Origin of the sequence: Umezawaea endophytica, from assembly GCF_025061645.1 — a bacterium.
Classification (GTDB): Bacteria; Actinomycetota; Actinomycetes; order Mycobacteriales; family Pseudonocardiaceae; genus Umezawaea; species Umezawaea endophytica.
The window spans coordinates 71,496-96,153 of sequence record NZ_JANYMP010000033.1; the positions used below are offsets into that span (position 1 = coordinate 71,496).

Genomic DNA, 24,658 nt, shown 5'->3' on the forward strand with positions numbered 1-24,658 from the left:
TCTCGTCAGCCCGTGCTGAAGTCGGTGTCGAGCAGTGCGAACAGCTCGTCGGCGCTGGCCGTCTCCAGTTCGCCGGCACGCGTCGGCGCGCCGCGCTCGTCCCAGCGCCGCACCAGTGCGCGCAGCCGCGCCCCGACCTTCTCGTCGGCGGGCAGCCCGTCCAGGACGCCGTTGAGCCGGTCCAGTTCGGCCAGCGCGAGCGCCACCGGGTCCGGCGGCGCGCACAGCCGCTCGTGCAGGTGCCGGGCCAGCGCGGACGGGGTGGGCTCGTCGAACACGACGGTCGCGGCGATGGCCAGCCCGGTCGCCGTCACGAGGCGGTTGCGGAACTGCACGGCCAGCAGCGAGTCGAACCCGGCGGAGGAGAACGGCGCGTCGGGCCGGACCTCGCCGGACCCGGCGTAGCCGAGGGTGGCGGCGGCCTGGTCGGTGACCAGGCCCAGCAGCACCCGGAGCTGCTCGTCGCCGGGGAGCCCGGCCAGTCGGTCGGCGAGGCCACCGGTGTCCCGTCGCCGCTCTGCGCGGGCCTCAGGCAGTTCCGCCAGCAGGTTGAGCTGGCGCGGGGACGACACGGCGGACACGATCGACGGCCAGTCGGCGTCGAGCACCGCGATCTCGGGAACGTCGTGGTCCACCGCCTGCCGGACGGCGGTCATCACCTCGTCCACGTCGACCGGGCGCTGCCGCGGCTCCCAGCCTCCGACGGCCACCGCGACGACCCGTCGGCCCGCCGCCCGCAGGAGGGCGGCCGTCCCGGCGCACCGGGCACCGGCCGCGCCCTGCCGCGCCGCGCCCCACAGCCCGCTGAGCGGGTGCAGCAGGACGACGGTGGCGGCGGTCGGCAGGTCGTGCAGGGCCTCGAGGTCCACGTCCGGCAGCACGCCCGCGGGCGGTTCCGGCGCGAGGACCTGGATGATCGTGTCCGGGTCCTCGGCCACCTCGTCGACGCCGTTCCGGTCGAGCCACGCCGTCAGCCCGGCGGCCAGGTCCGCGTCCGCTCCCCGCACCAAGACCCGAGCGGGTCGCCGCGGCCGGTCGCCGCGCGGGGGTGAGCCGAACGGGACCAGCCTGCGGACGCGAACCCCGTCGGCCCGCACGCGGAGCTGGTCCTCGTCGCCGCCGAGCACACCCGCCAGCCGGGTGATCACCGCGTCGTCGACCTCGGCGGGCAGGTCGACCAGACCACCCCACCGGTCCGGCTGCTCGAGCCCCAGCACCTGTCCGAGAGCCCGGACGCGCGCCTGGTCGGGGTCGTGCTCGGCGTCGGTGGTGACCAGCCACAGCGGGATCACCGGGTCCAGTCGGCGCACCAGGTCGAGGGTCGCCCCCGCCGGGAGCGCCGAGACGACGCCGATGGCCATCCCGACGTCCTCGGGGTCGGTGACGACCCGGACGCCGGGGAGGGCGGCGGCTGGGTGGCCGCCGACAGGGGTGACGACCACCCAGCCGTCGAGGGGGCGCGGCTCGGGGTCCGGCAGCCTGCGCCACTCCGTGCGGTAGGTGAGCTGCCGGGCGGGCGCGGCGCCCGACCGGCCCGGTGTGGGCAGCCAGTACCGCTCGTTCTGGAACGGGTACGGCGGCAGCGCGACGAGCCGTCCGGCGCCGGTGATCCGGCTCCAGTCCACGTCGGCGCCCGCGACCCACGCCTCGGCCAGCGCGGTGCGCAGCCTGCGGCGGTCCCCGGCGTCGCGGCGCAGCGTGCCGAGCACGGCGACGGGCCGGTCCGCCGCAGTGCCCTCGATCGCGGCGACCAGCACCGGGTGGGGGCCGACCTCGACGAACACCGTGTGGCCGCGGTTCACGAGCTGGTCGGTGGCCGCGCTGAAGGCGACCGGTTCCCGCAGGTTGCGGTACCAGTACTCGGCGTCGAGCGCCTCGCCGTCCACGAACTCGCCGAGCACGCTGGACAGCAGCGGCACGTCTGCGGGTCGCGGGGTGATCCCGGCCAAGGCGGTGAGCAGTTCCGCGCGCAGCGGTTCGACCTGGGCCGAGTGGGCGGCGTAGTCGACCGGGATGGACCGGGCCCGCAGGCCGTCGCGGACGCAGCGGGCGAGGAGTTCCGCCAAGGCGTCCGGCTCCCCCGCCACCACGACGGCGTCCGGCCCGTTCACCGCCGAGATCTCGACCCGCCCGGCCAGCCGCTCCCGCACCACGGCCTCGCCCGCGGCGACCGCGACCATGCCACCGTGCCCCGAGATCGCCAGGATCGCCTTGCTGCGCAGGGCGACCACCCGAGCACCGTCCTCAAGGGACAGTGCGCCGGCCACCACGGCGGCGGCGATCTCGCCCTGCGAGTGGCCGACCACGGCGGCGGGCTCGACGCCGTGCGAGCGCCACACCGCCGCCAGCGACACCATGACCGCGAACAGCGCGGGCTGCACGACGTCCACCCGCTCCAGCGCTTCCCCGTCACCCAGCACGTCCCGCAGCGACCAGTCCACGTGCGGCGCCAACGCCCGTGCGCACTCGTCCAGCCGCGCCGCGAACACCGGCTCCTCGGCCGCCAGTCCCAGGGCCATCCCGGTCCACTGCGTGCCCTGGCCGGGGAAGACGAACACCACACCGCCACCGGTCGCCCGGCCCCGCACCACGTTCGGCGCGGTGTCCGGCGACGCGAGCCCGGCGAGGTGGTCCCCGACGACGACGGCCCGGTGCTCGAACCGCGGCCTCGCCGCGAGTGTCCGCGCCAGGTCCGCTGGGGCCGTGGAACCGTTGTCCCGCAAGAACTCGCTCAACCGCACGGCCTGGTCGCCCACCGCGCGAGCCGTCCGCGCGGACAGCAGCAGCGGCAGGTCTTCCTCCGTCGACGCAGGTCCGTGTTCCTCGGGGACGTGTTCCAGGATCACGTGCGCGTTCGTGCCGCTCATGCCGAACGCGGACACACCCGCCCGACGCGGTCCGTCCCACGGCCGAGGTTCGGCCAGCAGCAACGCTTTGCCCGCCGCCCAGTCCACCTGCGCGGACGGTTCACCCACGTGCAGGGTGCGGGGCTGGACGCCGTGCCGCATGGCCATGACGACCTTGATGATCCCGGCGATCCCGGCGGCGGCCTGGGTGTGGCCGATGTTGGACTTCACCGATCCCAGCCCGAACGGCCGGTCGCGGTCCTGCCCGTAGGTGGCCAGCAGCGCCTGCGCCTCGATCGGGTCGCCGAGGGTCGTCCCGGTGCCGTGCGCCTCCACCAGGTCCACATCGGCCGGTTCCAGGCCCGCGTTGGCCAGCGCCCGCCGGATCACCCGCTGCTGCGCGGGCCCGCTCGGCGCGGTGAGGCCGTTGGACGCGCCGTCCTGGTTCACCGCGCTGCCGCGCACGAGCGCCAGCACCGGGTGCCCGAGGCGCCGGGCGTCGGACAGCCGTTCCACGACCAGGACACCGACGCCCTCGGACCAGCCGGTGCCGTCGGCGTCCGCGCCGAACGAGCGGCAGCGGCCGTCGGCGGACAGCCCGCGCTGCCTGCTGAACTCGACGAACAGGTCCGGGCTCGCCACCACGGCCGCGCCGCCGACGAGCGCGAACGAGCACTCGCCCGAGCGCAGCGACTGGCTCGCCAGGTGCAGCGCGACCAGCGACGACGAGCACGCCGTCTCGACCGTGACGGCGGGGCCCTCGGTGCCGAGGGTGTAGGCGATCCGGCCGGACGCCACGCTGGTGACCGTCCCGGCCAGCAGGTGCCCCTCGACGTCGCCCGCCGGACCGCTGCCGTACCCCTGGCCCGCGACGCCCACGAACACGCCGCCCGAGCTGCCGCGCAGCGCCGACGGGTCGAGGCCCGCCCGTTCCAGTGCTTCCCAGCTCGCGGTCAGCAGCAGCCGCTGCTGCGGGTCCATCGCCAGTGCTTCGCGGGGCGAGATGCCGAAGAACGCGGCGTCGAAGTCGCCCGCCTCGGCGAGGAACCCGCCGCCGCGGGCGTAGAACGTGCCCGCGCTGTCGGGGTCGGCGTCGTAGAGCCGCGCGAGGTCCCAGCCGCGGTCACCGGGCAGGTCGCCGATGGCGTCACGGCCTTCGTCGACCAACCGCCAGAGGTCCTCGGGACTCGCGACCCCGCAGGGGAACCGGCACGCCATGGACACGATCGCCAGCGGTTCACCCGCGCCCGCCGCCGGGGCGGGTGCCTCGTCGGCGGGCCGGTCGTCGTCCAGCGCGGCGGCGAGCGCGGCGATGGACGGGTGGTCGAACACGACGGTCACCGGCAACGCCCGGCCCGTGCGCTCCACCAGGCGGTTGCGCAGGTCCACGGCCATCAGCGAGTCGAACCCGAGGTCGCGGAACGACCGGTCGACGTCCAGCGCGACCGTGTCGCCGTGGCCGAGCACCTCCGCCGCCAGCTCGGCCAACTCCCGGCGGGACAGGGGTTCCACGGCCGCGTCCACGGTGGACTCGGCCGGCTTCGCCTCCGGCAGCTCGCGGAACAGCGCGCTCGACCGGGTCGCGGTGAACGGCGGCAGGAACCGCGACCAGTCGACGTCCGCGACGACGATCGTGGTCTCGTCGGCGTCCAGCGCGTCCTGCAACGCGGCCAGCGCGACGGCGGGCGACATCGCGGTCAGACCGAGCCGACGGACGCGCTCCCCCACCTCCCCCGCGGCCATGCCCTCCCCGGCCCACGGGCCCCACGCGACCGACGTGGCCTTGAGCCCGCGCCGCCTGCGGTCGACGGCCACCGCGTCCAGCGCGGCGTTGGCGGCGGCGTACCCGGCCTGCCCGCCGCTGCCCCAGGTCGCGGCGACCGACGAGAACAGCACGAACGCGTCCACGTCACCGACGAGGGCGTCCAGGTTCTCGGTGCCGAGCACCTTCGCCGCCGTCTCCGCGGCGAGGTACTCGGGTGTGCAGTCGGCGAACGGCCGGTCGGTGGCGATCCCGGCGGCGTGGAACACGCTCGTGAACGGTCCCGCCTCCGCGACCAGCCGCCGCACCTGCTCGCGGTCGGCGACGTCGCACGCCAGCACGGTCGCCGGCACACCGAGGTCCGGGGCCTCACCACCGGACCTGCTCACCAGCACCAGCTCGTCAGCGCCGTTCCCGGCCAGCCACCGGGCGACGTGGCCGCCGATCCCGCCGGTGCCGCCCGTGACCAGCACCCGGCCCCGCGGTCGCCACCGCGAGCCGGGGCGAGCCCGGTCCGCGCGCACCACCCGCCGCGCCCGGACACCGTCCGGGCGGATCGACACCTGGTCCTCACCGGACTGCCCGCCCAGCACCGACACCAGGTCCGCGACGTCCGCGTCCGGGGTCCAGTGGACGAGCCCGCCCCACCGGTCCGGGTGCTCCAGAGCCGCCACCCGGCCCAGGCCCCACAGCGGTGCCTGCCGCGGGTCGTCGGGGTCGGCGAGCACCCACACCGGGGCCTCGGCCCCGGCGACGACCTCGACCAGCGCCTCCGGGGTGCACCCCGGCAGCACCAGGACACCGGCCGGGTCGCCCTCGCCCAGCGCGGCGGCGATCCGCTCGGCGCCCGGCGCGTCCCCGACGAGCCGCCACGACCCTGGACGCGGAGCGCCGGTCGTGACGGGCACCCACTCGACCCGGTACCGCAGCCGGTCCACCGCCGACGTGGCCGCGACCCCGCCCCCTGGCCAGAACCTCTGCCGCTGGAACGGGTACAGCGGCAGGTCGACGTGCTCACCGCCCGCGAGCCACCGCACCGGCACACCCCGCAGGTGAGCCTGGGCGAGCGCCCCGACCACCGTGTCCACCTCGGAACGACCGTCGCGCAGCAACGGCACCGCCCCGTCAACCAACGTCGACAGCACCCCGCCAGGCCCCACCTCGAACACGACACCGGAGTCCAGCGCGCGAACGCCGTCGGCGAACCGGACGGTCTCGCGCACGTGCCGCGCCCAGTAGTCCGGCGACCGCAACTGCTCGGCCGTCGCCGCAACGCCGGTGCGGTTGGAGATCACGTCCACTCGCGGCGCCCGGTACGTCAGCCGGGCAGCGACCTCGCGGAACTCGGCCAGCACGGGGTCCATCCGGGCCGAGTGGAACGCGTGGCTGACCGGCAGCCGCTTCGTCCGCCTCCCACGGGCGCGGAAGGCGTCCGCGACCCGCTCGACGGCCTCGACGTCACCGGACAGCACGACCGCGGTGGGACCGTTGACCGCGGCGACGTCCAGGCCCTCGCCCGCGACCTCGTCCTCGGTCGCCTCCACGGCGATCATCGCCCCGCCCGGCGGCAGCGCGTCCATCAGCCGACCACGAGCCGCGACCAGGTCGACGGTGTCGGCGAGGTCCAGCACGCCCGCGAGGTGCGCGGCGGTCAACTCCCCCACGGAGTGGCCGAGCAGCACGTCCGGCCGCACACCGCGGTCGTCGAGCAGCCGCGCCAGCGCGACCCCGACGGCGAACAGCGCGAGCTGCGTGTACCGGGTCCGGTCGAGCAGACCGTCCCCGCCGTCGAACAGCACCTCGCGCAGCGGCCGGTCGAGGTGCCGGTCGGCGAGCGCGCACACCTCGTCCAGCGCGGCGGCGAACACCGGTTCCGCCGCGTACAGCTCGGCCCCCATCCCGACGCGCTGGCTCCCCTGGCCGGGCAGCAGGAACGCGATCCGGCCGGGTTCACCCGCGACGCCGGTGGTCGTCCGCTCGCCGATCACGGCGCGGTGCGGCAGATGCGCACGCCGGGTCGCCAGCGCGTCGGCGAGGTCCGGACGTGCGTGCTCGACCTGAACGCGCAACGCCTCCGGGCTCGCGGCCGACACCAGCACCGGCGTGGGCAGGCCCACCGGCCGGGCGCGGGGTGCCGGCGCGGGCGGGGCGCTCTCCAGGATCACGTGGGCGTTGGTGCCGCTGACCCCGAACGCCGACACCCCGGCCCGACGCGGGCCCTCGTGCGCGGGCCACGGCTCGTGCTCGGTGACGAGCCGCAGCACGGCCGGGTCCCAGTCGACCTCCGGGTTCGGCTCGGCCGCGTGCAGCGTCGGCGGCAGCTCGGCGTGCCGGAGCGCGAGCACGGTCTTGATCACCCCGGCCACCCCCGCCGCGGCCTGGGTGTGGCCGATGGCGGACTTGACCGCGCCCAGCAGCAACGGCCGCTCACGCCGTCCGTAGGCCGCGCGCAGCGCGTTGCCCTCGATCGGGTCGCCGAGCCGGGTACCGGTGCCGTGCGCCTCGACGACGTCCACCTCGTCCGCCGACACCCCCGCGTCGGCCAGCGCCGCGGCGATGACCCGCTGCTGCGCCACGCCGTTGGGGGCGCTGAGGCCGTTGGAGGCGCCGTCCTGGTTGACCGCGCTGCCCCGGATCACCGCGTGCACCCGGTGGCCGCGGGCATGCGCGTCGGACAGCCGTTCCAGCACCAGCACGCCGACGCCCTCGCTCCAGCCCGTGCCGTCGGCGTCGGCGGAGAACGCCTTGCAGCGCCCGTCCGGCGCGAGCCCGCGCTGCCTGCTGAACTCGGTGAACAGCCACGGCGTGCTCATCACCGTCGCGCCGCCCGCGATGGCCTGCTCGCAGTCACCGCGCCGCAGCGCCTGCACGGCCAGGTGCAGCGCGACCAGCGACGCCGAGCACGCCGTGTCCACCGTCAGCGCGGGCCCCTCGAGACCGAGCACGTAGGAGATCCGCCCGGACAGCACGCTGGCGAGGGTGCCGGTGAGCCGATGGCCCTCCGGCACGTCGGCGTCGGCCGCCAGCGCGACCGGGTAGTCCTGGCCGTTGGTGCCGACGAACACGCCGACCGGACGGCCGCGCAGCTCCGTCGGCGCGATCCCGGCGTCCTCCACGGCGTGCCAGGTGGTCTCCAGCAGCAGCCGCTGCTGGGGGTCCATCGTCAGCGCCTCGCGCGGCGAGATCCCGAAGAACCCGGCGTCGAAGTCGGCCGCGTCCGCGAGGAACCCGCCCTCCCGGCAGTAGCTCGTGCCGGGGTGGTCGGGGTCGGGGTGGTGGAGCGCGCCGAGGTCCCACCCGCGGTCGGTCGGCCACGGCCCGATGGCGTCCCGCCCGGACACCAGCAGCCGCCAGAACTCGTCGGGGGTGTGCACGTCACCGGGGAACCGGCAGCCCATGCCGACCACCGCGATCGGCTCGTGCTCGGCCACGGCGGCCTTGACCACGACGGGCGTGTCGGTGGGGGCGTCGAGGTGGTCGGCGAGCGCCTGCGGCGTCGGGTGGTCGAACAGCGCGCTCGTGGGCAGGCGCAGCCCCAGCGCGGCGTTGAGCCGGTTCCGCAGCTCCAGCAAGGTCAACGAGTCCAGGCCCAGCTCGGCGAACGCCATCCGCGCGGGCACCGCGTCCACCGACGGGTGCCCGAGCACGGCCGCGAGGTGGGTGCGGACGACCTCCAGAGTGGAGCCGCGGGCCTCCGGTTTCGCCGTCACGCCGGGGAGTTCGCCGACCAGCGCGGTCCGCAGCCCGGCGGCCTCGGCGTACCGGCCCCAGTCGACGTCGGCCACCACGGTCAGCGGGTCCACGACCCGGCCGATCAGCTCGACGGCCCGCTCCGGGTCCATCCCCGGCAGGCCGCGGGCGGCCAGCTTCGCGGCGAGGTCGTCCTCCAGCATACCCGGCCCGCCCCACACGCCCCAGGCGATGGACAGCCCCGGCTGCCCGGCCGCGCGGCGACGTGCCACCAGGGCGTCCAGTGCGGCGTTCGCGGCGGCGTAGTTGGCCTGCCCGGCGTTGCCGACCACCCCCATCACGGACGAGAACACGACGAACGCGTCCAGGTCGCCCGCGAGGTCGTGCAGGTTCGTCGCGGAGGTGACCTTGGCCCGCAGCACCGACGCCAGCCGTTCCGGGGTGAGCGCGTCCAGCGCGGCGTCGTCCCGCACGCCCGCCGCGTGCACGACCGCGTTCACCGGGTGCTCGGCCAGCAGCCGCGCCACCTCGTCGCGGTCGGCGACGTCGCAGGCCAGCGCGGTGACGGCCGGTCCGAGGTCGGGCAGGCCGGGGGTGTCCGGGCCCCTCCGGCTGACCAGCAGTACGCGCTCGGCACCGGCGGACACCAGCCAGCGGGCGACCGTCACGCCGAGCCCGCCGGTGCCACCGGTCACCAGCACGGTGCCCCGCGGCCGCCAGCCGTCCGACGAGCGGAGCCCCGGCAACAGCCTGCGGCCGTGCAGACCGCTCCGGCGGACCGCGAGCTGGTCCTCGTCGCCGAACGCGAGCGCGGCCACCACCAGCGCGGCGCCGCTCGCGTCCAGCACGCGGGGCAGGTCGATCGCGCCGCCCCAGCGGTCCGGGTTCTCCAGGCCGAACGACTTGGCCAGCGCGATCGTCGCGGCCTGCTCGGGCGACGGGTCCTCGGTGCCGTCGACGGCCACCGCGCCGCGGGTCAGCACCCACAGCGGCCGGGTCGTGGACCGCGCCACCTCGACCGCCGCCCACAGGTCGGCGTGCTCGCCCAGCACCAGCACACCCGCGAAGTCGCCGTCCGGCAGGCCGTCGGTGGTGAGGTCGAGCCCGGCGTCCCGCAAGGCCGTGACGACGTCCTCGCCGGACCCGTCGGGCAGCACCGCCAACCACCGCCCGCCGGGAACCGCCTTGGGCGTGAGCCGACGCCAGCCGATCCGGTAGCACCACTCGTCGTCCACCGCCGCGGACACCGCCGGGCGAGCCGGTTCCAGCCACAGCCGGTCACCCTGGAACGGGTAGGTCGGCAGGTCCACGCGCCCGGTCACGCCGTCGAAGAACGGCGTCCAGTCCACCGCGACCCCGTGGACGTGCAGCCTGCCCACCGCCGTGAGGAACTGCCGCGGCCCGTCCTCGTCCCGCCTCAGGGTGCCGGTCACGACCGCGTCCGGCACGGCCTCCGCCACCCCCGGCGTCAGCACGGGGTGCGCGCTCGTCTCGACGAACGCGCCGAAACCGTTCTCCGCCAACACGTCGACGGCGTCGGCGAACCGCACGGGTTGGCGGAGGTTGCGGTACCAGTACCCGGCGTCCAGGTCGGCGCCGTCGGCCCAGTCCGCGGTGACGGACGACAGGAACGGCACCCGTGCCGTGCGCGGCACGATGCCGTCCAACGCGGTGCGGACGTCCTGCTCGATCCGTTCGACCTGCTCCGAGTGGGACGCGTAGTCCACCGGGATCCGCCGGGCCCCCGGCACCGACGCCACCCCGGCGACGTCCCCGGACACCACGACCGACGACGGACCGTTCACCGCGGCCACCGACACGCCGTCCGGGAGCAGCGCCCGCACCTGGTCCAGCGGCAGGGGCACGGACGCCATCGCGCCGCTTCCCGCGAGGGCGAGGATCGCCTTGCTGCGCAGGGACACCACCCGCGCACCGTCCTGGAGGGACAGTGCCCCCGCGACGACGGCGGCGGCGATCTCGCCCTGTGAGTGACCGAGCACCGCGTCCGGCTCGACGCCCGCCGAACGCCACAGCTCCGCCAGCGACACCATCACGGCCCACAGCACGGGCTGCACGACGTCCACCTGCTCCAGCGCCTCGGCGTCACCGAGGACGTCCGCGAGCGACCAGTCCACGAACGGGTCCAGCGCGGCCTCGCAGTCGGCCATCGACCGCGCGAACACCGGTGACCACCCCAGCAGGTCGCGGGCCATGCCGACCCACTGCGAACCCTGTCCTGGGAAGACGAACACGACCTTGCCGCCGCGGCCACCGCCCTCGACCACGAGCGACCGCAGGCCGTCCAGCAGTTCCGCGCGGTCGGCGCCCACGACCACGGCCCGGTGCTCGAACAGCGTCCGCGTGCGGAGCAGCGACGCCCCCACCGCGGCGGGGTCGAGCCCGTCGTCCGCCTCCACCCGTGCCAGCAGCCGAGCCGCCTGCTCGCGCACCGCGTCCGCCGTGCGGGCGGACAGCACCCAGGGCCGGACCGCAAGCGGCGCAACGGTTTCGGCGGGCTCCTCCGCGGGTGCCTCCGCCAGCACCGCGTGCGCGTTGGTGCCCGAGATCCCGAACGACGAGATCGCCGCCAGCCGGGGCCGGTCCGCGGACCGCGGCCACGCACGGGGCTCGGCGAGCAGCGCGAGGTGCCCCTGCGACCAGTCCACCCGCGTGGACGGCACGTCCGCGTGCAACGTCCGGGGCAGCACCTCGTGGCGCAGGGCCAGCACGGTCCTGATCACCCCGACCACCCCGGCCGCCGCCTGCGTGTGACCGATGTTCGACTTCACCGAGCCCAACCACGCCGGGCGGTCGGCGGCACGCCCCCGCCCGTAGGTCGCGAGCAGCGCCTCGGCCTCGATCGCGTCACCGAGGATCGTTCCGGTGCCGTGGGCCTCGATCGCGTCGACGTCACCAGCGCTCACCCCGGCGTCCGCCAGCGCGGCCCGGATGACCCGCTGCTGCGACGGCCCGCTCGGCGCGGTCAGCCCGTTGGACGCGCCGTCCTGGTTGATCGCGGTTCCCTTGACGACGGCGAGGACCGGGTGACCGTTGCGGCGCGCGTCGGACAGCCGCTCCAGCACCACCACGCCGACCCCTTCGGCCAGCCCGAACCCGTCCCCCGCCTCGGCGAACGACCGGCACCGCCCGTCCGGCGACAGCGCTCCGAGCTGGGAGAACTCCACGAACGTCGCCAGCCCCGGCAGCACGGTCGCCCCGCCGGCCAGCGCGAGGTCCGACTCACCCGACCGCAGGGACGCGACCGCCAGGTGCACCGCCACCAGCGACGACGAGCAGGCCGTGTCCACCGTGACGGCGGGCCCCTCCAGCCCCAGCGCGTACGCCACCCGCCCGGAGGCGACGCTGCCCGTCGACCCGGTGAAGCCGTACCCCTGCAACCCGGACGCCGGGTCCAGCGGCGACCCGTACCCCAGCGTGTACAGCCCGGTGAAAACCCCGGTCTGACTGCCCGCCAACGACTCCGGCACGATGCCCGCCGACTCCAGCGCCTGCCACGACGTCTCCAGCAGCAGCCGCTGCTGCGGGTCCATCGCCAGCGCCTCCCGCGGCGAGATCCCGAAGAACCCGGCGTCGAAGCGGTCGGCGTCGTGCAGGAACCCGGCCTCGCGCTGGTAGTGGTGGCCGGGAGTGCGGGGTCGCGGGTCGTAGCCCGCGGTGTCCCAGCCCCGGTCCACCGGGAACGGCCCGACGGCGTCCACACCGTCGACCAGCACCCGCCACAGGTCGTCGGTGCCGTTCACCCCGCCGGGCAGCCTGCACCCCATGCCCACGACGGCGATCGGGTCGTCATCCACCCGCACGGGCCGCGCCACGTCCACGGCCGCGCCCTCGGGGTCGAACCCGGTCAGGTACTCGGCCAGCTTCTCCGGGGTCGGGTGGTCGAACACCACCGCGGCGGGCAGCGGCACCCCCGTCGCCCGGACGAGCTTCGCCCGCACCTCCAGCGCCGCGGCGGAATCCAGCCCCAGTTCCACGAACGACCGCCGCCGGTCCGCCGCGGCCAGCGGGTCACCTCCGAGGACCGACGCCGTCACCGAGCACACCACGTCCAGCGCCTCGGCGGCGTCGGGAACGCCCACCGCGGGCAGGCCCACGCCACCCGCCTCGTGCAGTTCGCGCAGCGCCGCGGCCACGGCCCGCGGACCGCCGTGCCCTCGCCGGAGCGTGGCGCACACCGAACTGGCGTTACCCGTTTCCTCCGCCACCTCCAGCATCGCGCCGGTGAGCAGCGGGTGCGGGCTGACCTCCACCAGCGCGTACCGGTCGCCACCACGGAGCAGGGACCGGACCGCTTCGTCGAACCGGAGCGGGTCGCGCAGGTTGCGGCACCAGTAGTCGGCGTCCATCGGCACCCCGCCGAGCGCCCCACCGGTCAACGACGAGTAGTACGGCAGCACCGGCGGCCGGGACCGCACCGGCGCCAGGTCAGCCCGCATCCGCGGCACGATCGCGTCGAACTGCGGCGAGTGCGTGGCGAGGTCCACGGCGGATCGCCGCGCCGACAGCCCGGCGGCGGTCATCGCCGCCACCAGCTCCGCCGCCGCCCCGGTACCCCCGGACACCAGGACCGAGGTCGGGCTGTTGACCCCGGCGACCACCAATTCGCCGTCCCAGCGGGCCACCCACTCGCGCACCACGTCCAGCGACGCCCGCACCGAGACCACGTCACCAAGACCGGCGAGGGGCACCTGCGCGATCCCCCGCAACGCGGCCACCCGCGCCCCGTCGTCCAGGCTCAGCGCACCGGCCACGACCGCGGCGGCCACCTCGCCGAGGCTCTGCCCCACCACGGCCACCGGCCGCACGCCCGACGACAGCCACACCTCGGCCAACGACACCTGCACCGCGAACAACAGCGCCTGCACCACGTCGACCCGGTCGAGCATCCCGCGGGTCGACGGGTCGGCCACCACCTCCGCCACCGGCCAGTCGACGAACGCCTCCAGCGCCTGCGCGCACTCGTCCATCCGCGCCCGGAACACCGGCGACGCGACCACCAGCTCACTGGCCATACCGGCCCACTGGGACCCGATGCCGGAGAACACGAACACCGGCTCGGCCGCGCCCGACCGCCGAGCGGCCTCCCGTCGTTCCGACGACCAGGGCACCGAGCCGCCGTCCCCGCCCAGCGACATCTCCATCCGCGTCCTTCCCCAACGTTCGGCGCTCGTCCCTGCCCGCCGGGGCCCGCCGACAACGGGCGCGCGGTCGGCTCACCCGCCATTGCACCGGCCTGCCGCCGCGCGCGGATAGCGCCCGCATAGCACCGGCCGGAAACGGCTCGCGGCCCTCGCTCGATCGCCCGTCGAATGAATTCGTTTCCCCCTGTCCACGACCTGTCCGACATTTGACGAGGAAATGGCGACGAAATCTCCCCCATTAAGGGAACCTGACGTCTGAGACAAATGGTGTAACACGCGTCGAGGCGGAGTCGACGTGAGCAGTACGGCTAAATCACCTTCCTCCGCCGTCCCACTCGAAAGGAACTCCAGATGAGGGTTTGCGTTATCGGATCAGGCATTTCCGGACTGGCCACCGCGCATTACCTGACCGACCGGTCCGATGTCCGGGTGACCGTGCTGGAGGCCGAGGAGCAGTACGGCGGTCGCGCCAACGTCACCGAGGGCGGCGAGCACTGCACCCGGCTATTCCTCTCCGACTACCACCACCTGCTCGCGCTCTTCCGCGAGATACCGGGGGTGGGCGGCACGGTGGTGGACTCCCTCCGCCGGTGCCGAAGATTCGCCGGTCGCAGCGACGGGACCTGGGTGGAGATCGACCACATCTACGCGTTCCTGGCCAAGACCCCCGGCCTGACCACGAGGGACAAGCTCCGGATCGCCCGGTCGAACCGGCAGGCCCTGCTGGTCGCCCGGCGCAGCGCGCGGTCGGCGAACGTCCTCGGTTCGGTGTGGAACTGGTCGGCGGCGTCGTTGTTCCGGGCCGTGGCCGGGTCCCGCCGGGAACGGGTGACCTTCGCCTTTCCCGGCGCGACCGACGAGTACCTGACCCGGCCGTGGATCGACTTCCTCCGCGCACGGGGAGTGGAGTTCGAGAACAACAGCAGAGTCGAACTCGTCGCGCCGGAAGGTGACGGCGTTCGCGTTGTCACGGCCGCCGGGCAGGAGTCGTTCGACGCCGTCGTGTTCAGCGGATTCGTCCACGACGCCTACCGGTTGCTCGACCAGTCCGGAATTCCTCGGCCCCTGGATTGCCGCACGCACACCCATTGCAAGGCTTTCACCATCGACCTGGACCCCAGGGAAGAAATCCTGTCCGCCGAGGGCGTTCGCGTCTACGCGGGGGCGGGCATCACCACCGTGCTCCAGCCCGCCGAGCGCCGGTGCGTCACGCTGGCGGCGTTCCCCCGGTCGACGGAGGACGCCTTCGTCCTCGACCAGGTGCGCGGCCAGCTCGGTCTGGCCCACAACCCGGTCCGGGTCCGCACCCGGTCGAACCTGGCACCGTCCGAAGCCGTCTTCGTCGGCGAGTACGTCGACCCGGTCCGCCTGGAGGAGCCGCTGCGCGGGCGGCTGTACTTCGCGGGCAGCGGCACCAGCAACAGCTACCCGCTGGACTCCGGGGAGGGCGCCTGCCGGTCGGCGTTCGAGGTGGTCGGCCGCCTGGCCGCGGACCACCCGGCGATCCGGCGCCGCTCGTCCCTCGGTCTGCCGTCTGCCGCGGGCCACCCACGGCCCGGAGCGTCCCGACCCCACCCCAACGCGCCCGCCCGTCCCCGGTTGGACCGGGTGCTGTGGTCCGCCGCGACCCGTGCCGCCGCCGCGGTGACGTCGCTGGCGTCGGAGGTCGTCTTCGACGACGCCGACCACGTCCCGGTCGAGGGGCCTGCCGTCTACGTCGCCAACCACCGGTCGCTCTTCGACGTTCCCGCCGGTGTTCTGGCGTTCCGGCACCTCGGGGTGTCCCCCCGCCTGGTCGTGGCCCGCAAGTACTTCGACAAGGGCCCGTTCGGCAGGGTCCTGCGGGCGATCGGCGCGCTGCCCGCGCTGCGCGGGTCCGACGCCACGATCACCGCGGGTGTGGCGGCGATCCGCGCGGGTGACTCGGTGGCGATCATGCCGGAGGGGAAGATCACCGCACCGGAGGACGGGATCACCGCCGAACACGGGCGCGGGGCGGCGATGATCGCCCTCGCGACCGGTGTCCCGATCGTCCCGATCGCGGCGCGCGGCACGCACCTGGTGTGGGGCCGATCCCGGCCGTGGCCGCTGGTGCGCCGGGACCATCCACGGGTCGTGATCACCGTCGGCAGGCCGATCGCGCCCGACGGCCGTTCCGGTCAGGACCTGACGAACCTCGTCCGGGACGCGCTGCGCGTGCTGGAGCACGGCGCGGGGGAACACGTCACCGCGCACCGGCACGAGGTGGCCGCGTGACCGGCGGCCGGACGGGGTCGGAGCTGCCGCGACCGACCGCGTTCGTCTTCGGCGGCGGGGCGGCGTCGACCGCGGCGCAGGTCGGCATGCTGGCCGCGGCGGAGGAGGCGGGCCTGCGGCCGGACCTCATCGTCGGGACGTCGGCGGGCGCGCTCAACGGCGTGCTGCTCGCCGACCGCCCGGACTCGGCGGTCCAGCGGCTGACGCGGGTGTGGACCACCTGCGACCGGTCGACGGTGATCGGCGACTCCAGGCTGCGCACGGTGCGCAACCTGCTCGGCGGGCACCACATGTTCCGCAACCACCGCCTGGCCCGGCTGTTCACCGAGCAGGTCCGGGCCCGTACCTTCGCCGAGCTGGCCGTGCCGTTCGCCTGCGTCGCCACCGACCTGGACTCCGGGTCCGCCGTGGTGCTCCGGGACGGTGCCCTCGTGGACGCGCTCCTCGCCACCTGCGCCATACCCGGTGTCTTCCCGCTCGTCCGGATGGGGCGCAGGCACCTCGCCGACGGCGGGTACGTGGCGAACGTCCCGGTGCGCCAGGCGCTCGACCTGGGGGCCGCGTCGATCGTGGTGTTCGACGGGCGTCCCCGCATCGCGTCCAGGGGCGCGCCGAGGGATGTCCGCGACTCGATCAGGGCGGCTTTCGCGGCCACGCTCAACCAGCAGTACGACAGCGACGTCGCGCACGCGCGCCGCCACGTCCCCGTCCTGTGCCCTCCGGGGCAGGCCGCGGAGCACGTCAAGGGGTTCGACTTCAGCACCGTCGAGACCATGATCGTGACCGCGCGGGCCGCCGCTCGGGACTACTTCGCGGGTCTCGGGGCGTTCGACGCCTCCAGGTCCGCCGGGTGAGCGCTTCAGTACAGCCCTTCCACGCCGGTGCGCACCGCGGCCAGCGGACGCACGTTCGCCACGCCGTCCGCCAACCCGGACGCGGGCCGGTGGTGGATCGCCTCGTCCCGTTCCAGCACGTTGGGCAGGAACAGGTCCCGGTGCAGCACCGTCAGCCGAACCCGCCCGACCACGCCCGGCGGCACGACCGTCCGCCCGTCGGTCCGGTCGACCACGGCCATCGTCACGTGCGGGTAGTTCGGCGTGTAGGGCATGAGGTCGCCGCCCTGCTCGACCGGCAGCCCGGCCGCGTTGCCGAACGTGTTGCCGTAGCTCAACCCGCAGATCCCGCCGTCCAGCGCGGCCACGAACTCGCGGTACATCCGCGAGCTGAGCTGCGTGCCGCTCAACCGGACGCCCCTCAACCGCGCCACCGCCGCCGGGTCCCGGCGCAGCAACGCCTTCAGCAGCGCCGGGGTGGTGTTCACGTAGTCGACGCGGTCGCCCCGGAGCACGTCCAGGATCTGGTCCAGCAGGTGGTTGGTGTAGTCGGTGGCCTCGGTCAGCCTGCCAGCGCTGATCAGCCGCTTCACCCACCGCGGGTCCATGTCGATCGCGTACGTCATCCCGCCGTGCAGCCCGGACGTCTCCCACGTGCCGTTGCCGATCAGGTGCGGCCCGGTCGGCGTGGCCTGCAACCAGCGGCGGCCCGGTTCGAACCCCTCGGTGACGAACGACCACCGCCGCCACACGCCGCGGTGCACGATCATCTCGGGCGTGTAGAACACGCGGCACGGCGACCCCGTGGTGCCGCCGGAGTCCCACACCCGCCCGGCGAGCGGGCGCGGGACGGCCAGCGGCACGAACTCGGCGGGATCGGTGTGGCGCAACAGGTCCAGGTCCGTCGGTCCCAGGTCGGCGAGCTGGTCGTACCGCGTGATGTCACGCGGGTCGAACGGCAGGTCCGCCGCGGTCCGCAGCCAGTACGGGCTGCCGAGGACCGGGTCGAAGTGCCGTCGCACGACCTCGCGGGTCCACGCGTCCAGGTCGGTGCCCAGCCAGCGGTCGACCAGCCGGTCGCAGTCGTCCGCCGTCAGGTCCGGCGCGGTCATGGCGCGGTGCCCGGCTCGACTCCCAGTTCGTAGCTGGTCAGCAACAGCTTCTCGACGTCCTCCGGGCGCTGGACGTGCACCACCGGGAAGGGGAACGACAGCAGGCCCTCGGGGATCGACCCGCCGATCACCACGCCCAGTTCCACGCCGTCCGCGTGCATCGCCCGCGTCACCTGCGTCAGGTCGATCGGGTCGACGGGGTTGCGCAGGAACACGTCCCGCACGTCCTCGGCGGTGGCCAGCCGCTTGTCGTCGAAGCACGAGTACAGCGGCACCCGAGGCGCGGCGAAGGCCATGCCCGCGATGTGCGGGGCCAGCGCGTCGCGCAGGTGGTCGCGCAGCGGCGTGTGCACGGCCACGGCGCGCCCCGGCAGCACGGTCACCTGCCCGGCGGGCCGTTCGCCCGCCAGCAGGTGCAGCGCGGCCAGGTGCCCGGCCAGCAGGTAGATGCCCTGCGCACCGTCGGCCGTGCGGCCGAAGTACCCGGCCCGGAACACCCCGTCGCCCGCGGTCAGCTCGTCGACGTCCTCCGAGCCGGGCAGGGCGGCGATGGCCAGGCCCTCCTCGGGACCGCCGGACGGTTCCTCGTGCGCCCCGGACCGCACCAGCACGTCCAGGAACGCCGGGCGGTCCACGGCCCCGGCCAGGCACGACGCGGTCATCGCGCCGAGGCTCAGCCCGCCGATGGCGCCCGGTCGGACTCCCGCCACCACGAGCTGGTCGTGCACGGCCAGCGCCATCGCGGCTTCGCGCACCATGCCGACGGTCCGGCGTTCGCGCAGCTCGTCGGGGAGTTCCCCGGCGAGCATCCGCTCCACCGCGATCCCGGTCAGGTCCGCGACCTCGTCGTACGTGCGGCGCACGCCGGGGAACGCGTCGTAGAGCTCGGTGCCGTGCGGCACCGCTCCGACTCCGCCACCCAGCAGGTATCCCAGCGTCATCGCATCACTCCAGAACAGGGGCGCGGCGCGCCCATCCGCGAAGGCTCGCAGCGACCGGGAGCCGACCGCTGGGCGAAGTCTGCGCAGCGCGCATAGCGGCGGGGTATCGCGCGTCACGCCCGCTCGGCGGAGGTCCCGGCCGGGTCGGCGAGGGTGAGCACGGTCGTCCCCGGAAAGCCGCTCCCCCAGCCGTCGAGGTCAAGGCCGGGACCCGCCGTGGCGACGAGGAGCAGCGGCCCGGACCCGATCAGGCCGACCAGGTCGCGCAGCGGACCGAGGTCGGCGTTCTCGAGGACCACGACCAGGGGGCAGTGGGCCGCGACGAGTTCCAGGAGCCTGCCGACGGCGAGCAGCTCCACGACCGAGCCGCGCAGCACGTTCTCCAGGCACGGCACCAGGTCCGCCGCCGCCCGCGGTCCGGCGAGCCCGTGGACCAGCACCCCGAGCCGTTGCCGAGCGGCGGCCGGGTCGAGGTCCTCCGCGCCGCAGCAGGACCGGACCACGTCCGCCGGTGTTCGGGCGACGAGGCAGCGGAACGCGCGGTCCTCGTGCGCCGTCGCCACCAATTCGGCGACCAAGCCGTCCGCCGGGCCGAGGACGGTGACGAGGTGCGGTCGCCGCCGTGACCGGGTGAGCGCCGCCAGTCCCCGCAGCACGTCGAGTTCAGGGCTCCGCCCGGTCGCGGCGGGCCTCGGCCGGGCCGCGGCCGCCGGTGGTCCCTGCCCGGCGATCCGGGCGAGTGCGGCGGGCTCGTCCAGCCAGGGGTCGTGGGTGAGGATCGCGCGTTCCAGCAGCCGCAGGTCGCGTCCCGGTTCGAGGCCGAGCCGCTCCCCCAGCCGGGTCCGCAACCGCCGGTACACCGCGAGCGCCTCGACCTGCCGTCCGCACCGGTACAGCGCGAGCATGAGCTGACCGGACAGCCGCTCCCGGTCGGGCCACAGGTCCACGGCCGCCTCCAGTTCGGCGGCGACGCCGTGGTGCCTGCCGCACGCGAGGTCGGCCTCGAACCGGTCTTCCACGACCGAGCCGCGCAACCCCTTCAGCTCGACCAGTGCCGGCCAGGCGACCCCCGTTTCGGCGAGGTCGGCCAGCGCGCAGCCGCGCCACAGGTCCAGGCCTTCGCGCAGGGCCGTGGCCGCTCGTTCCCAGGCGCCTTCGGCGAGGTCGGCCCTGCCCTGAGCGACGAGGCGGTGGAACCCCGCCAGGTCCACGACGGCGGGGGCGACCCGGAACCGGTAGCCGGACGGGTGGCTGAGCAGGGCGGCGACGTCGGCGGCGACCCCGTTCCTGGTGAGCGTGCCGCGCAGCGCGGAGACCGCGTTCTGCAGCATCTTGCGGGCGGTGGGCGGCGCCCCACGGGCCCACAGCGCGCGGACCAGGTCGCTCGTGGCGACCACCTGGTCCGCGTTGAGCAGCAGGAACCCCAGCGCGGACCGCTGGACGACCCCGCGGACCGGCAGCGGCCGCCCGTCGACCGTCACCTCCAGCGGCCCGAGGACGCGGAACCGGACGACCGGCTGATGCACCGGTGTCCTAGCGGCCCGCGTACCGGGCGACCAGGTCCCGTTTGAGGACCTTCCCGCTCGGTCCCAAGGGGAACTCCAGGGTGAACCGCACCAGCCGCGGGTACTTGTACGGGGCGATCCTGGCCTTGGCCCACTCCACGATGCCCGCCGCGCACGCCTGGTCGGCGGCCACGCCCGGACGGGTGCGCACGACCGCGCAGATCTCCTCGCCGTACCGGTCGTCGGGCACCCCGATCACGGACACCTGCGCGATGTCCGGGTGGCGCGCCAGCAGGTCCTCCACCTCGCGGGGGTACACGTTGTGCCCGCCGCGGATCACCATGTCCTTCTTGCGGTCCACGATGGACAGGTAGCCGTCGGCGTCCTTGGCGCCCAAGTCGCCCGAGCGGAACCAGCCGTCCACGATCGCCTCGGCGGTGGCCTCCGGGCGGCCCAGGTACCCGGCCATGACGTTGTGGCCCCGGATCACGATCTCCCCGACCTCACCCGACGGCAGGAGTTCGATCCGGTCGGCCAGGTCCGCGCGCGCGATCTCCACCTCCACGCCCCAGATCGGCTTGCCCACCGTGCCGGGCCGCCGCGGCCAGTGCACCTGGTTGTAGGCGACGACCGGGGACGTCTCGGTGAGGCCGTAGCCCTCGTAGATCGGGCAGCCGAACACCTCCTCGAACCGCTCCAGCACCGCGACGGGCAGCGCCGACCCGCCGGAGAAGGCGCGGTCCAGGCGGGGGCGGCGCGGGTCGGCCGCGGCGACGTCGAGCAGGTCGAGGTACATCGTGGGGACGCCCATGAACACCGTGCAGCCCTCGGTCACCATCAGGTCCAGCGCCGAGCGGCCGTCGAAGCGGGACATCAGCACCAGGGTGCCGCCCGCCAGGAAGCAGGTCGCCATCCCGCAGATCTGGCCGAAGGTGTGGAACAGGGGCAGGCAGCCGAGCAGGACGTCGGAGGGGCCGAACCCGAACGGCGCGACCGCGGTCGTGGCCACGTTCGACACCAGGTTCAGGTGGGTGATCATCGCGCCCTTGGGGTGCCCGGTGGTGCCGGACGTGTAGAGCACGACGGCCAGGTCGTCCGGCGCGCGCGGCACCGGCACGTCGGCGGGTTCGGCCGCCGCGGCGAGCACGTCGAGCCGCGGGTGCGCGGACTCCGCGTCCGCCAGGACCGTCAGCACCGGCACGCCCGTCGCCTTGGCGGCGACGTCCCCCTCGGGCAGCATCCCGGCGCCGCAGACGAGCCCGGCCGCGGCGGAGTCGCGCAGCACGTGCTCGATCTCGCCGGACCGCAGCAGGCCGTGCACCGGGACGGCGACGGCCCCGATGGCCAGTACCGCGAAGTACACCTTGGGGAAGTGCGGGGTGTTGGGCAGCAGCAACGCGATCCGGTCCCCCGCCCGGAACCCGCGGTCGAGCAGCACCGCGGCGTAGCGGCGGGCGTCGTCCCACAACTCCCGGTAGCCGGTGCGCTCGCCCTCGAAGACGACGGCCGGGTGGTCCGGGCGCCGCCGGGCCGTCTCGGCGAGGATCGCGGCGGCGGACAGCGTCACAGGACCTTGTCCTCGGCCGCCAGGAAGACCTTGTCGGGCTTGCCCGCGCCGTCGAGCGGCAGCCGGTCGCGGAACCGGATCACGTCGGGCGCGTGCTTCTCGGACAGCTCGGTGGCGACGTGCTCGGACAGCGCGTCGGCGGTGACGTCGTCCCTCGGCACCACGACGGCGTGGACGAACTCGCGCCGGTCGGCGTCCACCACGCAGTAGACCGCCGCCTGGGCCACGGCGGGATGGGAGAGCAGCGCCTGCTCGACCGTGCTCGGCCGGATCTTGATGCCGTGCGCCTTGATCACCTCGGCCAGCCTGCCGTGGATGCGGAGGTAGCCCTTGTCGTCCAGCGAACCGAGGTCGCCGGTGTGCAGCCAGCCGTCGCGGATCGTGCGGGCGGTGAGTTCGGGCTCGCCCCAGTAGCCGAGCATCGTCAACGGCGACCGCACGCAGATCTCGCCCGTCTCGCCCGTCGGCAGCACCCGGTCGGTGTCCGGCTCGTGGATGGCCACCTCCGCCATCATCGGGCGACCGACGGTCCGGCGCAGCTCCGGGTCGAAGTGCTCGGCCGGGCCGAGCATCGTGATCCCGCCGGTCTCGGTGGTGCCGTAGAACTGCACCAGCCGCTCACCGAGGATCTTGACGGCCTCCGCGAGCCGCGACGGCGACGCGGGGCTGCCCACGTACATGACGCCCTTGAGCGAGGACAGGTCGGCCGTGTGCACGCGGGGGTGGTCCAGCAACTGGTAGAGCTGCGACGGCGACAGGACGGCGAGGGAGATCCCGTCGCTCTCCACGGTGTCCAGGAACCGGCCCGCGTCGAAGCCGCTGTGGAACACGATGGTGCCGCCGGAGGCGAGGGTGTTGTCGGCCATGCCGCCGGTCGAGTGGCTGACCGGCAGCGTCGCGAGGTAGACGATGGTCTCCCCGGACGTGAGCGCGGCCTCGATGTAGCGGCGCCGCAGGTGGAACGGGACCGCGATCCCCTTGGGGGCGCCCGTGCTCCCGCTGGTGTAGAGGACCACGGCGGGCTCGTCGGGCAGCTCCGCGACGGCGGTGAGGTCGACGGCACCCGGATCACCGGCGGACAGGTCGAGCACGTCGTCGGCCAGCGGCTCGGGCGCGGCCAGCAGCGGCGGCCGGTCCAGGCCCTCCAGCAGGCGGCGGGCCAGCGGGAGGTTCGCGGCGTCCACGGCGAGCACCGTGGTGCCGGTGGCGCCCAGGATCGTGCGCCGGTGCCGTTCGGCGAGCTGGTCGGTCGGGTCGACGGCGTTGGTGGAGTGCAGGTGCACCACCATGGCGCCCGCCAGGTTCGCCGCGTACCGCAGGATGAGCGTCGCGGGCGTGTTGATCTCGGTCAGGATGGCGACGACCGGCCGCACGCCGTCGGTCGCGGTGCCTGCGACGGCGTCCGCGGCGGCGAGGACCGAGCGGGTGAACTCCGCCGCGGTCAGCGACCCGCCGGAAAATCGCACGGCGGTGCGCTCCGGCTCACGGCCCAGCACCTCCAGAATGGTGGAGACGTAATGACCGGTCGGCGGTTTCGTCACCTTCGTCAACTCCAGTTCGCTTTCCGCACAATTCGGATCACCTTCAGCCGCCGCATGATGACATGGTGCGCGTAGCGTCGCGATATCGTTCCACCGGACGGCCATTCCGATTACCGACGGGTGGAACGCGGGCCGTTGCGCACGGCACTTCGTCGGCTACCTTCACCGGCAAGGGCAGTGTTCTAGACCCGTGATCAACCGCGGAGCGGAGCGAATCGACGCGATGAAGCGCTATCTGGACATTTTTTCGCAGCTCACCGAGGGCGTCGAAGGTGGCAAGCGGGATTTCCTGGAAATCGGCCGGATCGCGGGCCGCTTCCCGACGGCCACCGCACGGGTCGACGACGGCGGCGACCTGACGCCCATCAGCGTCTGGTGCAGCAACGACTACCTGGGCATGGGCCAGCACCCCGCAGTGCTCGAGGCCGCGACGAACGCCATCGCCGAGCACGGCGCGGGCTCCGGCGGTTCCCGCAACATCGGCGGCACGAACCACTACCACGTGCTGCTGGAAGCGGAACTGGCCGGACTGCACGAGAAGCAGGACGCCCTCCTGTTCTCCACCGGCTATTCCGCGAACGACGGTTCCCTTTCGGTCATCGCGGGCCGGATGCCGAACTGCGTCGTGTTCTCCGACGCGCTGAACCACGCCTCGATCATCGACGGGCTCCGGCACAGCAAAGCGGACAAGGTGATCTTCCGGCACAATGACGTGGACCACCTGGCCGAACTGCTCGCGGCAGCCGATCCGGACCGGCCGAAACTCATCGTCGCCGAATCGGTGTACTCGATGAACGGCGATGTGGCCCCGCTCGCGGAAATCGCGGACCTGGCCGACGAATACGGCGCGATGACCTATCTGGACGAGGTGCACGCGGTCGGCATGTACGGCCCGCAGGGCGCCGGGATCGCGGCCCGGCTGGGCATCGCCGACCGGTTCACCGTCATCATGGGCACCCTCGCCAAGGGCTTCGGCGCGACCGGCGGCTACCTCACCGGCCCGTCGGCGGTCATCCAGGCGGTCCGCATGTTCGCCCGCTCGTTCATCTTCACCACCGCGATGCCGCCCGCCGTCGCCGCGGCGGCGCTGGCCGCCGTGCGCCACCTCCGCTCGTCGGAGCTGGAGCGCGACGCGCTGGCGAGGAACGCGGCCACGCTGCACGCCCTGCTGGACGAGCAGAAGATCCCGTACCTCTCCAGCGCGTCGCACATCGTCTCCGTGCAGGTCAACGACGACGCGCTGTGCAAGCGCGCCTCGTACCTGCTCCTGCACCGCCACGGCCTGTACGTGCAGGCGATCAACGCGCCCAGCGTCCCGCGCGGCGAGGAGATCCTGCGGGTCGCGCCGAGCGCCGTCCACACCGAACAGGAGGTGGAGGCCTTCGCCCGCGCGCTCGGCGAGATCTGGCGCGAACTCGGCCTCCACGAGGGCAGGGACGCCGC

At 74.4% G+C, this 24,658-nt stretch carries 9 protein-coding genes; 3 read left to right on the forward strand and 6 right to left on the reverse strand.

The window, feature by feature from the left end; translation table 11 throughout:
* Positions 1-5 precede the first annotated feature (5 nt).
* Positions 6-13,460, reverse strand: a complete 13,455-nt coding sequence (locus tag NZH93_RS42335) for a type I polyketide synthase (protein WP_259628975.1) — start codon at positions 13,458-13,460, stop codon at positions 6-8.
* A gap of 351 nt (positions 13,461-13,811) precedes the next feature.
* On the opposite strand from NZH93_RS42335, the gene NZH93_RS42340 reads away from it, so the two are divergent.
* Together NZH93_RS42340 and NZH93_RS42345 are read left to right on the forward strand one after the other, a co-directional pair.
* Positions 13,812-15,716 (forward strand): FAD-dependent oxidoreductase, encoded by a 1,905-nt coding sequence (locus tag NZH93_RS42340; protein ID WP_259628976.1) that lies wholly within the window; start codon positions 13,812-13,814, stop codon positions 15,714-15,716.
* Complete coding sequence (locus NZH93_RS42345; RefSeq protein ID WP_259628977.1) at positions 15,713-16,570, forward strand: patatin-like phospholipase family protein; 858 nt, start codon at positions 15,713-15,715, stop codon at positions 16,568-16,570. Before NZH93_RS42340 ends, NZH93_RS42345 begins: the two co-directional genes overlap by 4 nt.
* A gap of 5 nt (positions 16,571-16,575) precedes the next feature.
* On the opposite strand, the gene NZH93_RS42350 is transcribed toward NZH93_RS42345, so the two are convergent.
* The 5 genes from NZH93_RS42350 to NZH93_RS42370 form a co-directional block, all read right to left on the reverse strand.
* On the reverse strand, positions 16,576-17,661 hold the full coding sequence (locus NZH93_RS42350; protein ID WP_259628978.1) for a hypothetical protein: 1,086 nt from the start codon (positions 17,659-17,661) through the stop codon (positions 16,576-16,578).
* Complete coding sequence (locus NZH93_RS42355; protein ID WP_259628979.1) at positions 17,658-18,602, reverse strand: ACP S-malonyltransferase; 945 nt, start codon at positions 18,600-18,602, stop codon at positions 17,658-17,660. The genes NZH93_RS42350 and NZH93_RS42355 overlap by 4 nt, the downstream gene beginning before the upstream one ends.
* 113 nt (positions 18,603-18,715) lie before the next feature.
* Positions 18,716-20,128 carry an AfsR/SARP family transcriptional regulator gene (locus NZH93_RS42360; protein ID WP_259628980.1) on the reverse strand — a complete coding sequence of 471 codons (1,413 nt, stop codon included), beginning with the start codon at positions 20,126-20,128 and terminating at the stop codon, positions 18,716-18,718.
* Positions 20,129-20,135: 7 nt separating this feature from the next.
* Positions 20,136-21,674, reverse strand: a complete 1,539-nt coding sequence (locus NZH93_RS42365; protein ID WP_259628981.1) for a long-chain-fatty-acid--CoA ligase — start codon at positions 21,672-21,674, stop codon at positions 20,136-20,138.
* On the reverse strand, positions 21,671-23,215 hold the full coding sequence (locus NZH93_RS42370; RefSeq protein WP_259628982.1) for an AMP-binding protein: 1,545 nt from the start codon (positions 23,213-23,215) through the stop codon (positions 21,671-21,673). The genes NZH93_RS42365 and NZH93_RS42370 overlap by 4 nt, the downstream gene beginning before the upstream one ends.
* A gap of 223 nt (positions 23,216-23,438) precedes the next feature.
* Here NZH93_RS42370 and hemA point away from each other — a divergent pair.
* The coding region (hemA, locus tag NZH93_RS42375; RefSeq protein ID WP_259628983.1) for a 5-aminolevulinate synthase at positions 23,439-24,658 on the forward strand (1,220 nt) is incomplete at its 3' end.

Excerpts from the sequence above, each read along its gene's own strand:
- NZH93_RS42335 (WP_259628975.1), bottom strand. The coding sequence starts at position 13,460 with ATGGAGATGTCGCTGGGCGGGGACGGCGGCTCGGTGCCCTGGTCGTCG.
- NZH93_RS42340 (WP_259628976.1), top strand. The coding sequence starts at position 13,812 with ATGAGGGTTTGCGTTATCGGATCAGGCATTTCCGGACTGGCCACCGCG.
- NZH93_RS42350 (WP_259628978.1), bottom strand. The coding sequence starts at position 17,661 with ATGACCGCGCCGGACCTGACGGCGGACGACTGCGACCGGCTGGTCGAC.
- NZH93_RS42355 (WP_259628979.1), bottom strand. The coding sequence starts at position 18,602 with ATGACGCTGGGATACCTGCTGGGTGGCGGAGTCGGAGCGGTGCCGCAC.